This is a genomic window from Actinocorallia sp. A-T 12471, assembly GCF_033875155.1.
GTDB lineage: Bacteria > Actinomycetota > Actinomycetes > Streptosporangiales > Streptosporangiaceae > Actinocorallia.
In genome coordinates this window covers 1-13043 of the sequence record NZ_JAWZTE010000016.1, presented here as the reverse complement: position 1 = coordinate 13043, position 13043 = coordinate 1, and the positions used below count along the sequence as shown (strand labels likewise).

Annotated in this window: 10 protein-coding genes; 4 read left to right on the top strand and 6 right to left on the bottom strand. The window is 70.1% G+C overall.

All coding sequences use genetic code 11. From position 1 onward, the window contains the following. Positions 1-2: 2 nt before the first annotated feature. From glpD to guaB, 3 genes are all read right to left on the bottom strand, one after another. The gene (glpD, locus tag R9X44_RS31905) at positions 3-1727 is read right to left on the bottom strand and encodes a glycerol-3-phosphate dehydrogenase (protein WP_319818075.1); all 1725 of its coding nucleotides are present in this window, start codon (positions 1725-1727) and stop codon (positions 3-5) included. 366 nt (positions 1728-2093) lie between these two features. Beyond that, entirely contained in the window at positions 2094-3212 is a 1119-nt protein-coding gene (locus R9X44_RS31900; RefSeq protein ID WP_319818074.1) for a GuaB3 family IMP dehydrogenase-related protein, read from the bottom strand. Positions 3213-3300: 88 nt separating this feature from the next. Continuing rightward, the gene (guaB, locus tag R9X44_RS31895; RefSeq protein ID WP_319818073.1) at positions 3301-4815 is read right to left on the bottom strand and encodes an IMP dehydrogenase; all 1515 of its coding nucleotides are present in this window, start codon (positions 4813-4815) and stop codon (positions 3301-3303) included. Positions 4816-4924: 109 nt separating this feature from the next. Here guaB and R9X44_RS31890 point away from each other — a divergent pair, with 109 nt between their 5' ends. Then, positions 4925-5305: a DUF5319 domain-containing protein gene (locus R9X44_RS31890; protein ID WP_319818072.1), complete on the top strand. Its 381-nt coding sequence runs from the start codon at positions 4925-4927 to the stop codon at positions 5303-5305. A 7-nt stretch (positions 5306-5312) separates the two neighbouring features. On the opposite strand, the gene R9X44_RS31885 is transcribed toward R9X44_RS31890, so the two are convergent. The 3 genes from R9X44_RS31885 to groES form a co-directional block, all read right to left on the bottom strand. After that, on the bottom strand, positions 5313-5945 hold the full coding sequence (locus R9X44_RS31885; RefSeq protein WP_319818182.1) for a sigma-70 family RNA polymerase sigma factor: 633 nt from the start codon (positions 5943-5945) through the stop codon (positions 5313-5315). Positions 5946-6785: 840 nt separating this feature from the next. Further along, the gene (gene groL, locus R9X44_RS31880) at positions 6786-8408 is read right to left on the bottom strand and encodes a chaperonin GroEL (RefSeq protein WP_319818071.1); all 1623 of its coding nucleotides are present in this window, start codon (positions 8406-8408) and stop codon (positions 6786-6788) included. A gap of 92 nt (positions 8409-8500) precedes the next feature. Next, a complete protein-coding gene (gene groES, locus R9X44_RS31875; RefSeq protein ID WP_319818070.1) occupies positions 8501-8809 on the bottom strand; it encodes a co-chaperone GroES in 309 nt (102 codons plus the stop codon). A gap of 195 nt (positions 8810-9004) precedes the next feature. On the opposite strand from groES, the gene R9X44_RS31870 reads away from it, so the two are divergent. The 3 genes from R9X44_RS31870 to R9X44_RS31860 all read left to right on the top strand — a co-directional run. Next, a complete protein-coding gene (locus R9X44_RS31870; protein ID WP_319818069.1) occupies positions 9005-10177 on the top strand; it encodes a class I SAM-dependent methyltransferase in 1173 nt (390 codons plus the stop codon). 506 nt (positions 10178-10683) lie between these two features. Continuing rightward, positions 10684-12006, top strand: a complete 1323-nt coding sequence (locus R9X44_RS31865; RefSeq protein ID WP_319818068.1) for a hypothetical protein — start codon at positions 10684-10686, stop codon at positions 12004-12006. Between the two features lie 144 nt (positions 12007-12150). Then, the coding region (locus R9X44_RS31860; protein WP_319818067.1) for an aminoglycoside phosphotransferase family protein at positions 12151-13043 on the top strand (893 nt) is incomplete at its 3' end.

Here is a 13043-nt window from a genome sequence, read left to right as displayed (position 1 = left end):
GCTCAGATCGCGGCCGTCGGGACTATCTCCGGCGCGCCCCTGAGCAGGGCGTCGGCCTCCTGGTCGTCCTCGGACGACTGGGAGGCGCGCTCGGCCTCGATGCCCGTCCGGTAGTACTCGATCTCGCGGCGGGCCTGCTCGGCGCTCCAGCCGAGCACCGGCGCGACGAGTTCGGCGGTTTCCTCCGCCGCGCCGAGCCCACGGTCCCAGGTCTCGAACGAGATCCTCGTGCGCCGCGACAGGATGTCGTTGAGGTGCCGCGCGCCCTCGTGCGACGCCGCGTAGACGACCTCCGCGCGCAGGTAGTCGTCGGCCCCGGTGAGCGGCCTGCCCAGGTCGGGGCGTTCGGCGACGAGCGCGAGCAGGTCGTCGATGAGGGTGCCGTAGCGGCGCAGCAGGTGTTCGATCCGCGCGACGTGCAGCCCGGACGAGGCGGCGAGCCGGTACCGCGAGTTCCACATCGCCTGATATCCGGCCCCGCCGACGAGGGCGACCCTGTCGGTACACGACGCGGCGATCCTGCCGTCGAGCCCGTGCACGACGGCGTCGACGGCGTCCTTGGCCATCACCCGGTACGTCGTGTACTTGCCGCCCGCGATCATCACCAAGCCAGGGACGGGATGCGCGACGACGTGCTCGCGCGACAGCTTCGACGTCTCGTCGGACTCCCCCGACAGCAGCGGCCGCAGCCCCGCGTAGACGCCCTCGACGTCGTCATGCGTCAGCGGGACCGTGAGGAACGCGTTCACATGGTCGAGCAGGTAGTCGATGTCGGCCTTGGACGCGGCCGGGTGCGCCTTGTCGAGCGTCCACGTGGTGTCGGTGGTGCCGATGATCCAGTGCCGCCCCCACGGGATCACGAACAGCACGGACTTCTCGGTGCGCAGAATGATCCCCGACGAGCTGTGAATCCGGTCGCGCGGCACGACGAGGTGGATGCCCTTGGACGCCCGCACATGGATCTGCCCGCGTCCGCCCACGAGGTCCTGGATGTCGTCGGTCCACACGCCCGTAGCGTTGACGACCTGCTTGGCCCGCACCTCGAGCTTGTCGCCCGACTCGAGGTCGCGCACCCGCACGCCCGTGACGCGCTCGCCCTCGCGCAGGAACCCTACGCACTGCGTACGCGACGCGATCTGCGCCCCGTACCCGGCGGCCGTACGCAGCACCATCATGACGTACCGGGCGTCATCGACCTGCGCGTCCCAGTACTGCACCGCGCCCGTGAACGACGCCTTCTTCAGTGACGGCGCGACCCGCTGCGCCTGCCTGCGCGACAGATGCCTGTGCCCCGGGACACCGCGCGTCGCGCCCATCGAGAAGGACAGCGCGTCGTACAGCGCGACCCCCGCCCCGACGTAAGCGCGCTCCCACACGTGATGCGTCATCGGGAACAGGAACGGCACGGGACGCACGAGGTGCGGCGCGATCCGCTGGAGCAACAGGCCGCGCTCGGTCAACGCCTCACGTACGAGATCAAAGTTGTACTGCTCCAAATACCGCAGACCACCGTGAATCAACTTCGACGACCGCGACGACGTCCCCGAAGCGAAGTCCCGAGCCTCAACGAGCGCGACCTTCAACCCCCGCGTCACGGCATCGAGCGCCACCCCCGCCCCCACGATCCCCCCGCCCACCACAACGACATCGAACTCCTCAGCGGCCATCCGCCCGAGCGCGTGCTCCCGCTCCCCAGGACCCAGCTTCGACGCGCCCAGACCGATCATGTCCCCACTCCCCCGCCCTCGGCTTTCCCGTTGTCCGTTCCCAAGCTAGATCCCTTCGCAACCCCCAGAACAGCACCCCCCAACAACAATTACCCACCGGTAACACCCCCTCACCCAACCCCACCCCAAAAGCCGGCCCCGAGCGCCCAACGACGCTCAACCCCGGCGAAAAACCCCCAACCCCGGGCACGACCCCAACCGCGCGGACGCCCAGGCCGCACAAGCCCCGCCACACCGCGCCACGCGCGGAAGACCCGGAAGCACAACGCCCACCCGGCCGCGCCGCGCTCGACCGCGCGCGGAAGCGCGGGAAGCGCAAGGCCCCGCCCGGGTGTCGTCAGGCGGTTGGGCGGGGCCGTTGGGGTGTTACTGGGGGGTGACGACTACCTGGACGCGCTGGAAGTCCTTCACCTCGGTGTAGCCGGAGGTGGCCATCGCGCGCTTGAGCGCGCCGATGAGGTTCATCGAACCGTCGGCCACGTGGGAGGGGCCGAACAGGATCTGCTCGAGGGTGCCGATCGTGCCGAGGTCGAGGCGGGTGCCGCGCGGCACGTCGCCGTGGTGTGCCTCGCTGCCCCAGTGGTAGCCGCGCCCGGGGGCCTCGGTCGCGCGCGCGATCGGCGAGCCGACCATGACGGCGTCCGCGCCGCACGCGACGGCCTTGGCGATGTCGCCCGACGAGCGCATCCCGCCGTCGGCGATGACGTGCACGTACCGCCCGCCGGACTCGTCGAGGTAGTCCTTGCGCGCCGCCGCGACGTCCGCGACCGCCGTCGCCATCGGCACCGCGACGCCGAGCACACCGCGCGTGGTGTGCGCCGACCCGCCGCCGAAGCCGACGAGCACGCCCGCCGCCCCGGTCCGCATCAGGTGCAGCGCCGCCTGGTAGGTCGCGCACCCGCCGACGATGACGGGCACGTCCAGCTCGTAGATGAACTGCTTGAGGTTCAGCGGCTCGGCCCGCCCCGACACGTGCTCGGCCGAGACCGTCGTGCCGCGGATCACAAAGAGGTCGACGCCCGCGTCCACCACGGCCTTGGACAGCTTCGCCGTCCGCTGCGGCGAAAGCGACGCCGCGACCGTCACGCCCGCCTCGCGCACCTCGGCGATCCGCTGCCCGATCAGCTCCTCCTTGATCGGCGCGCTGTAGACCTCCTGGAGGCGGCGCGTCGCGCGCGACTCGTCAAGCGACGCGATCTCCGCGAGCAGCGGCTCGGGGTTCTCGTACCGCGTCCACAACCCCTCAAGATCGAGGACGCCGACGCCGCCGAACCGCCCGATCTGGATGGCGGTCGCCGGGCTGACGACCGAGTCCATCGGCGCGACGAGCAACGGGATCTCGAACCGGTAGGCGTCGATCTGCCAGGCGACGCTGACCTCCTCGGGGTCGCGCGTCCGACGGGACGGGACGATGCCGATCTCGTCAAAGGCATAAGCCCGGCGCCCGCTCTTGCCGCGCCCGATCTCCACCTCAGCAGCCACCATCTAGCCCTTCATAAGTGCGGCCCCGCAGGGCCGCGCGACCTCGTCACCCCTCGGGAGGGTGCTCGACGCAAAGCCGAACCCGGCGAGTCTATCGACCCTGGTAGTTGGGGGCTTCCACGGTCATCTGGATGTCGTGGGGGTGGCTCTCCTTGAGGCCCGCCGACGTGATCTGCATCAACCTGCCGCCCTCCTGGAGGTCGGCGATCGTGCGGCTGCCGGTGTACCACATCGCCTGGTGCAGCCCGCCGACGAGCTGGTGCGCGACCGCCGCGAGCGGGCCGCGGTAGGGCACCTGGCCCTCGATGCCCTCGGGGATCAGCTTCTCCTCGGACGTGACGTCGCCCTGCGCGTAGCGGTCCTTGGAGTAGGACTTGCCGCGCTCCCGGTTGCGCATCGCGCCGAGCGAGCCCATGCCCCGGTACATCTTGTACTGCTTGCCGTGTACGAACACCAGGTCGCCGGGGGACTCGTCGACGCCCGCGAGCAGCGAGCCGAGCATCACCGTCGACGCGCCCGCCGCGATCGCCTTGCCGATGTCCCCTGAGTACTGCAGGCCGCCGTCGCCGATCACCGGCACCCCGGCCGGGGCGCACGCCCGCGCTGCCTCGTTGATCGCCGTGATCTGCGGCACGCCCACCCCCGCGACGACGCGCGTGGTGCAGATCGAGCCGGGCCCCACCCCCACCTTGACGGCGTCCGCCCCGGCGTCGACCAGCGCCTTGGCCCCCGCATAGGTCGCCACGTTGCCGCCGATCACCTGCACCCGCGAGTTCGCCTTGATCTTGGCGATCGTGTCGAGCACGCCCTTGGAGTGGCCGTGCGCGGTGTCCACGATGACGGCGTCGACGCCCGCGTCGATGAGCGCCTGCGCCCGCTTGATCGACTCCTCGCCGACGCCGACGGCCGCCGCCACGACGAGCCTGCCCTCCTCGTCCTTGGTGGCGTTGGGGTAGCGCTCGGTCTTGGTGAAGTCCTTGACGGTGATCAGGCCCCGCAGGCGGCCCTCGCCGTCGATCAGCGGCAGCTTCTCGATCTTGTTCTTGGCGAGGAGCGCGAACGCCTCCTCGCGTCCGACGTTCTCCGGCGCGGTGACCAGCGGCATCGGCGTCATCACCTCGGCCACCGGACGGGACATGTCCGTCTCGAAACGCATGTCCCGGTTGGTCACGATGCCCAGGAGTATGCCGCGTTCGTCCGTCACGGGGACGCCGGAGATCCGGTAACGCGCGCACAGCTCCTCCACGTCGGCCAGCGACGCGAACGGCGTACACGTCACCGGGTTGGTGATCATGCCGGCCTCGGACCGCTTGACCGTGTCGACGTACTGGGCCTGCTCGGCCACCGAAAGGTTGCGGTGCAGCACGCCGATGCCGCCCTGCCTGGCCATCGCGATGGCCATCCTGTCCTCGGTGACGGTGTCCATCGCCGCCGACAGCAGCGGGATCTTCAGCTCGATGCCCCTGGACAGCCGGGTCGTGGTGTCGGCGTCACCGGGCTGCATGTCGGAGAAGCCGGGGAGGAGAAGGACGTCGTCGAAGGTCAGCCCCACGGGAGCGAACTTGGCGACGGGATTGATCGCGGCGGCGTCCGAGGCGGGGTTCATGATCGGCCTTTCCTGCGGGGTTGGCGGCTTTTGGTTACCCATCGTAGGGGTAACACCCTCCGGGACCTGCGACTTCCCGCCATCCCCGCCAGCGCAGTAGTTTGGGACTGTGCACGACGAGACTCCGCTCGACCCGTTCGCCGGCGACCCGGACGACCCGGCCGCCGCCCTCGGCGAGCTCGAAGAGATCGCTCCGCTGAGCTCGGCGGAGCGTGACGACGTGCTCGCCGACCTCGCCGACCTCGAGGTCTTCCGCACCCTGCTGGAACCGCTCGGTGTGCGCGGTCTCACGGTCGACTGCGAGGACTGCGGCCGAACCCACTACATCGACTGGGACCTGCTGCGCGGCAACCTCAGACAACTCCTCGACGAGGGCCAGCCCCGCGTCCACGAACCCGCGCTCGACCCCGACCCCGTCGACTACGTCACCTGGGAGTACGCCCGCGGGTACGTCGACGGCGTGATCGACAGCGAAGAGGGCAAGGGCTAGCCGGCCCTCACGCGCTCTGCCTCGGGTCCTCCAGGGCCTCCATTGCCGCCGCCATCGCGCGCAGCCTGGCCAGCGCCCTGTGCTGCGCGACCCGCACCGCGCCCGCGCTCATGCCGAGCACCGTCCCGGTCTCCTCGGCCGACAGCCCGCGCACCACCCGCAACAGCACAAGCTCCCGCTGCTGCGCCGGCAGCCTGCCCAGCATCTCCCTGGCCTGCGCCGCCTCCAGATACCTGACGACGGTCTCCTCAGGCCCCGGCCGCTCATCCGGGCCGTCCGGCAGATCCTCCGTCGGCACCGCCGTCCTGATCGCCGCCCGCAACGCGTCGGCGATCTTGTGCGCGGCGATCCCGAACACGAACGACGCGAACGGCCGCCCCATGTCCCGATACCGCGGCAACGCCGACAGCACGGCGATGCACACCTCCTGCGCGACGTCGTCCGCCGCGTGATACTGCCCCGAAACCCGCCCGAGACGCGCCCGGCAGTACCGCACCACCATCGGCCGCACCTGCCCGATCAGCACCTCGGTGGCCAACTCGTCCCCCTGAACCGCGAGCACCGCAAGCTCCCGCAGATCGGGCTCATTCTCCCCGTTACGGACCGGCCCCGGCCCAAGCCGATGATCGGTCCCGACGATCGCAGCCTCCGTCACGAGAGCACTATGCCCACCCGAAAGGTTCAACTCTTCACAGATAACGGCCACGAAATGGTCACGTTGCTTATGGCCGGCGGGACGGTCCGCTCGCCTGGCGGCTCGCGGACCGTCCCGCCGGCTGTTCGGGCGCTTCGCGATCCTGGGACTGCCCTCCGGCCCTGGGGGGCCTCCGGGCAGCCCCAGGGCGCCCTCACACACCCCCCGCAACCCCCCACCCCCCGACCCTTTCCAAACCCCCACCGCATCCCGCCATAACCACCCCCCTTAACCCACCACAAATCCCCAAAAACCCAACCCCACCCCCAACCCACCCCAAATTCCAAACCCCCAACCACACCCCCCACCGCCCCCCAAAATCCCCACACCACAAGCACCCCCAGAAGCCACCGGGAAGGCCCACCCAGAGAGACATCACGGGGGTTTGGTCAGGGCCACGCAGAGAGAAGTCCCGGGGGTTCGGTCAAGGCCACGCAGAGAGAAGTCCCGGAGGTTCGGTCAAGGCCACGCAGAGAGAAGTCCCGGAGGTTCGGTCAAGGCCACGCAGAGAGAAGTCCCGGAGGTTCGGTCAGAGCCGCGCAGAGAGAAGTCGCGGGGGGTTGGTCAGGGCCGCACAGAGAGAAGTCACGGGGGTTTGGCCACGGCCGCGCGGTGGGGGGTGGCGGGGGGTGCCGTGAGGGCGCCCTGGGCTGCCCCGGAGGCCCCCAGGGCCGGAGGGGCAGCCCAGGATCGCGAAGCGCCCGAACAGCCGAAAGGCCGACCCGCGAGCCGCCAGGCGAGCGGGTCGGCCTTTCGGCCATAAATGCAGCCTTTCGGCCAAAAAGGCTAGTGCCCGTGGCCGTGGCCGTGGCCGCTGGCGGGGGCGGGGGCTTCCTCTTCGGGCTTCTCGACTACGAGGGCCTCGGTGGTGAGGAGCATGCCGGCGATGGAGGCGGCGTTGGTGACGGCGGAGCGGGTGACCTTGACGGGGTCGATGACGCCCGCGGCCTTCAGGTCGCCGTACTCGCCGGTCGCGGCGTTGTAGCCGTGGCCGGTCTGCAGCTCCTGGATCTTGGAGACGACGACGTAGCCTTCCTGGCCGGCGTTCTCGGCGATCCAGCGGGCGGGCTCGACGAGCGAGCGGCGCAGCGCCTCGGCGCCGGTGGCCTCGTCGCCGGTCAGGCCGAGGGAGTCGAAGCCGTCCTTGGCGACGTGCGCGAGCGCGGAGCCGCCGCCGGAGACGATGCCCTCCTCGATCGCGGCGCGGGTCGCGGAGATCGCGTCCTCGAGCCTGTGCTTCTTCTCCTTCAGCTCGACCTCGGTGGCCGCGCCGACCCGCAGGACGCACACGCCGCCGGCGAGCTTGGCCAGGCGCTCCTGGAGCTTCTCGCGGTCCCAGTCGGAGTCGCTGTTGTCGATCTCGACCTTGATCTGGCGGACCCGGTCGGAGATGGCCTGCGCGTCGCCGAGGCCGTCCACGATCGTGGTGCTGTCCTTGGTGACGGTGATGCGGCGGGCCTGGCCGAGCACGTCGAGGCCGACGCTGTCGAGCTTGAGGCCGATCGCCTCGGACACGACCTGGCCGCCGGTCAGGATCGCGATGTCGCCGAGCATCGCCTTGCGGCGGTCGCCGAAGCCGGGGGCCTTCACCGCGACGGACAGGAACGTGCCGCGGATCTTGTTCGCGACGAGCAGCGCGAGCGCCTCGCCCTCGACGTCCTCGGCGATGACCAGCAGCGCGCGCTTGCTCTGCGCGACCTGCTCGGCCAGCGGCAGGAACTCGGTCACGTTGGAGATCTTGCCCTCGACGACGAGCACGTAGGCGTCCTCGAGGATCGCCTCCATGCGCTCGGGGTCGGTCACCATGTGCGGGGACAGGTAGCCCTTGTCGAACTGGAGGCCCTCGGTGAACTCGAGCTCAAGCCCGAAGGTGTGGGCTTCCTCGACGGTGATGACACCGTCCTTGCCGACCTTGTCGAACGCCTCGGCGATCAGCTCGCCGATCTTGGCGTCCTGCGCGGAGATCGTGCCGACGTGCGCGATCGCCTCCTTGTTGTCGACCTCGGTGGCCGACTTCAGGAGCAGGTCGGAGACGTGCTTGGCGGCGATGTCGATGCCGCGCTTGAGGCTGAGCGGGGACGCGCCCGCCGCCACGTTGCGCAGGCCCTCGCGGACCAGCGCCTGCGCCAGGACGGTCGCGGTGGTGGTGCCGTCGCCCGCGACGTCGTTGGTCTTGGTGGCGACCTCCTTGACGAGCTGGGCCCCGAGGTTCTCGTAGGGGTTCTCCAGCTCGACCTCACGGGCGATGGTCACGCCGTCGTTCGTGATGGTCGGAGCGCCGAACTTCTTGTCGATGACGACGTTGCGGCCGCGCGGGCCGATCGTCACCTTCACCGCGTCGGCGAGGGCGTTGACGCCGCGCTCGAGGGCGCGCCTGGCGCCCTCGTCGAACTCAAGGATCTTGGCCATTTTTTCGGGTTTTCCCTCTGTCTGCCGTGTGAAGCGCGCCGCCCCGGCCGCCCGGAGGGCCGCCGGGGCGGACGACGCGAGCCCGAGGGCTCTTACTTCTCGATGATCGCGAGGACGTCGCGAGCGGACAGGACGAGGTACTCCTCGCCGTTGTACTTGACCTCGGTGCCGCCGTACTTGGAGTACAGGACGACGTCGCCCACGGCGACGTCGAGCGGCACGCGGGCGCCCTTGTCGTCGACCCGGCCGGGTCCGACGGCCAGGACGGTGCCCTCCTGCGGCTTCTCCTTGGCGGTGTCGGGGATGACCAGGCCGGAAGCGGTGGTGGTCTCGGCCTCGAGCGGCTGGACCACGATGCGGTCCTCAAGCGGCTTGAGGGCAACCTTGGTGGCGGTCGACACGTCGAACCTCCCCTTCGGATGTGAAGTGTGCGTACGTACGTAGGAGGCGACCTCGACCGGCCTGTCGTCGCGGGTGCCAGACCGGGCTCGTCGCTTTGGCACTCTCCACAGGAGAGTGCCAGTCGTGAGATTATTCCGTGCCCCGACACCAGTCAACCGGACTCTCTGTCACCGGGCCGGCTCTACCGTTGGGGGATGGAGACCGAAGCCTTCGCGGCGCTGCTCACCCCCGCCGGGCAGGAGGTTCTTGCCCAGGCCATGGCCGCCGACACCTCCGAGGGCGGGCTGCTCGCGTCGGCCTCGCGGCTACGGGGCACTCACCCCGCCGAACTCGTCGGCGCGGCGTTGACGCAGGTGCGGTTGCGGGTCAGGGCGGCCGCCAAGTTCGGTCCTGACGCGGCGCGCATGTACTTCACGCCGCGCGGCCTCGAACAGTCGACCCGGTCGGCCGTCGCCGCCTACCGTGCGTCACGGTTCACCGGGCCGGTCCTCGAACTGTGCTGTGGAATCGGCGCGGATCTGCTGCACCGGGCCCGTGCCGGGGTCGCCGGGACGGGCGTGGACCTCGATCCGCTGACCGTCGCCGTCGCGCGCGCCAACCTCGCGGCCTTCGACGTCGACGGGATCGCCGGCGTCCGGCTCGGCGACGCGCTCGACCAGGACCCGTCCGGCTTCGCCGAGGTCTTCGCCGACCCCGGCAGGCGCACCGCGCGCGGCCGCGTCTTCGACCCCAAGTCCTACGAGCCCCCCTTGGACGACCTCCTCACGCTCGCCATGAAGGCCCCCGGCGCGTGCGTGAAGGTCGCCCCCGGCATCGCCTACGAGGCGATCCCCGAAGGGGCGAGCACCGAGTGGATCTCCGAGGACGGCGACGTCAAGGAAGCCGCCCTGTGGCTCGGAACGCTCGCGGTAGGACCCGTCCGCAAGGCGACCCTGCTGCGCGGCGGCGAGGTCAACTCCCTCGAACCCGACCCCAGGACAACCGTCCCGTCCGTCCGCCCGTGGGGCCGCTACCTGTACGAGCCCGACGGAGCCGTCATCCGGGCCCACCTCGTCGGCGAGGCGGCCGCCCTCGTGGACGGCGGCCTGGCCGACCCGCGCATCGCCTACATCACCTCCGACGCCCTCGTCCGCACCCCCTACACAGCCGCGTACGAGATCCACGAGGTGCTGCCGTTCTCCGTCAAACGCCTCAAAGCCGCCCTGCGCGCCCACGACGTCGGCGTCCTCACCCTCAAGAAGCGCGGATTCGCCGCCGACCTCGACAGGCTCCGCCGCGACCTGCGCCCGTCGGGTTCGCGGGCCGGAACCGTCGTGCTCACCCGGATCGGCGACGCCCCCGTCGCGCTCGTGTGCGCGCCCGTCTGAGGCGCCCGTCTGAACGCCGTCTGAACCGCCGCCTGAAAGCTCCGTCCGAAAAGCGCGGCGCAAGGCGCGGTTCAGGATAGGGCAAACAATGCGGCGGGCAAATGGAATCACTTTTCCCCGGCGGGCCAATAATTCGTGGTTCCGGCCCGCGACGGCACCGGAGCACCCCGGTTCCGTTTCCCCGGAAACCACCCCGGAACCCCCGCCGCACCTGCGGCAGAACACCCACATCAGCTGCCCGAACCCAAGAGATCCGGCTTTTCTCACTAAGCAGATGATCTACCGCTTCATCCATGATCCCAGCGCATTCCAACGCCGTCTTATCGCTTTGTGATCAAGCACTAAAGTGAGCACTTCACATCAATGCACGAGCCCTTCGGTTATTCAGGGGGCACGGGCGTGAGAAGGGGCATGCGTTGGAAACGAATCACAACTTCCTGCAGACGGGGGGTCAACCGGTCTCGGACCGGATGCGGGAGTTGCTCGCCCGGGCGGCGCAAGACCACGTGTACGAATCAAGGTCGCAGGGCCAGGTCCTGGACGAGATCCGCCAGCGGCTCGAAGGCATGGAGTGGCTGCTCCGCGAGGTCAGGGAACGCGAACTCAGCAGCCTCACCGGCCAGCTCGACGGGGTCCGCGGCCAGGTCGAGGAACTGACCGGAAAGGCGCCCGACTGGGCCGAAGGGCTCGGCGAGCACCTCGAGGCCGTCGGCGAGCGGATCAAACCCGTCAGCGAACTCCCGGCGCTGTGGGCCGACGTCGGCGTCGTCGCCGAGAACGTCGACGAGAGCCTCACCAGGCTGCAGTCCGTCATGGACTCCGCGCAGCACATCGCGGACGCCACGGCCGCGGCCTCCCAGCGCATGGAGGAGATGACCAAACGCCTCGACAAACTCCAGGGCGCGATGGAGGCCGCCTCCGTCAGGTTCAACCGGCTCGACAAGTCGCTCGCCGAACTCGGCCACCGCTCGGAGAAGCTGGAACACACGGTCACCGGAATCACCTCCCGGGTCGAGCAGTCGCTGTCGGACATGGCCGAGCGCGTCGACCAGGGCCTCGGCTCCCTCGGCAGCCGCGTCGAGGGCCTGGGCGGCAGGCTGGAGGGCCTCGACGGCCGCCTCGACGGACTCACCGGCAAGATCAACGGCTTCGACAGCCGCTTCGACGCCCTCGGCGAACGGATCGGCCAGCTCCCCGCCGCACTGGAGATCAACGAGATCCACCGCAGGCTCGCCGAACTGGCACAGCGCCCGTACGTCGACTACAGCGAGCGGTTCGACGAGCTGGAACGCCAGGTCAGCACCGTCACCGACCCGCTCATCGTGGAGCTGCGCAGCAGGCCCGACCGCGGCGAGATCGAGGACACCGTGTCCAAGATCGTCGAGAGCGCGTACAGCGGGCTCAGCAAGCGGCTCGAGGAGACCGGGCGCGACGTGCAGGACGACGTCAAGCGCAGGCTCGAAGGCGCGCAGGACGACGTGTCCCGCAAGTTCGAGCACGTCCGCGAGGACATCTCCAAGAAGTTCGAGGACATCCACCTCGACGTCGCCAAACGCGTCGAGGGCGTCTTCGACGAGGTCGTCAAGCGGTCCGATGCCGTGCACGACGAGGTCACCAAGCGGACCGACGCCGTCCACGAGGAGGTCGCCAAGCGGTCCGAGGCGATGCAGACCGAGCTCGGCAAACGCGTCGAGGGCGTGCAGGCCGAGGTCGGCAACCGGGTCGGAGCCGTCCACGAGGACGTGCTCAAGCGCCTCGCCACCCTCGAGGAGACCATGCTCGCCCTCGCCGAGGCGCTGCTCCGCCCCCGCAGGGACGGCAAAGAGTAGCCGCGCCTGATTCACGGCGCCTGAGGCACACGGCCTTACGGAGGGAGCGTCCGACGCCCCTCCGTAAGGCCACGTGCGCGATCAGGAAAGTGTTACGTTCAGCTTCCGCAAAATCACTCCTCTTCCCCTTCGGAATCCGTTTACATGGACCCCGTGACCACCGCCGACACCACAGCCCGCCCCACCAGGGCCCTGCCGCTGGGCAGGCCGCCCAGCGCGGCGACCCTGCGCTGGGTGTGCGAGTGTCTTGGCGCCGGCAGCGTGGTCAGGCTCCAGCGTCCACTCACCGGCGGGGCGAGCCGCACCAACCACGCGCTGCTCGTCGAGACCCGCTCCGGCAGCGTCCACCGGCTCGTGCTGCGCCGCTGGACCGAGTGGGACCCCGAGTACCCGCCCGAGCGCGAGATCGCCGCCCTGCTGCTGCTCGCGGGGTGTGAGATCCCCACCCCGCAGCTGATCGCCGCAGACCCGTCAGGGGGACGCTGCGACGCGCCGGCGCTGCTCATCACCCGGCTGCCGGGACACCCGCCGCGGCCGCTGCCCGAGGACCTGTCCGAGTACCTCATCCAGCTCGCCGCCGCGCTCGTCACGCTGCACGACGTCAAGGGCGCGACCACCATGCCGCCCTACACGCCGCACAACCGCCTGGTCGTCCGCAGGCCGCCGTTCCACGCCCGCAACCCCGGCGTGTGGGACAAGGCCCAGGAGGTCGTCGCCGAACCCCAGCCGGAGTTCGTGCCGCACTTCATCCACCGCGACTACCACCCGGACAACTCCCTGTGGGCCAACGGACGGCTCCAGGGCGTCGTCGACTGGGACAAAGCCTCCTACGGTCCCATCGGCGTCGACGTCGCGCACATGCGCTGGAACCTCGTGGCCCGCTACGGCCCGGACGCCGCCGACGCCTTCTCCGCCGCCTTCGAACAGGTCCGCGGCAACTACGACCACCACCCCTACTGGGACCTCCGCACGGTCATCGACCTGCTCCCCGAGGACCCCGCCCACCTCCCCGCCCCCCTGGTCGACCGCCTAGAAGA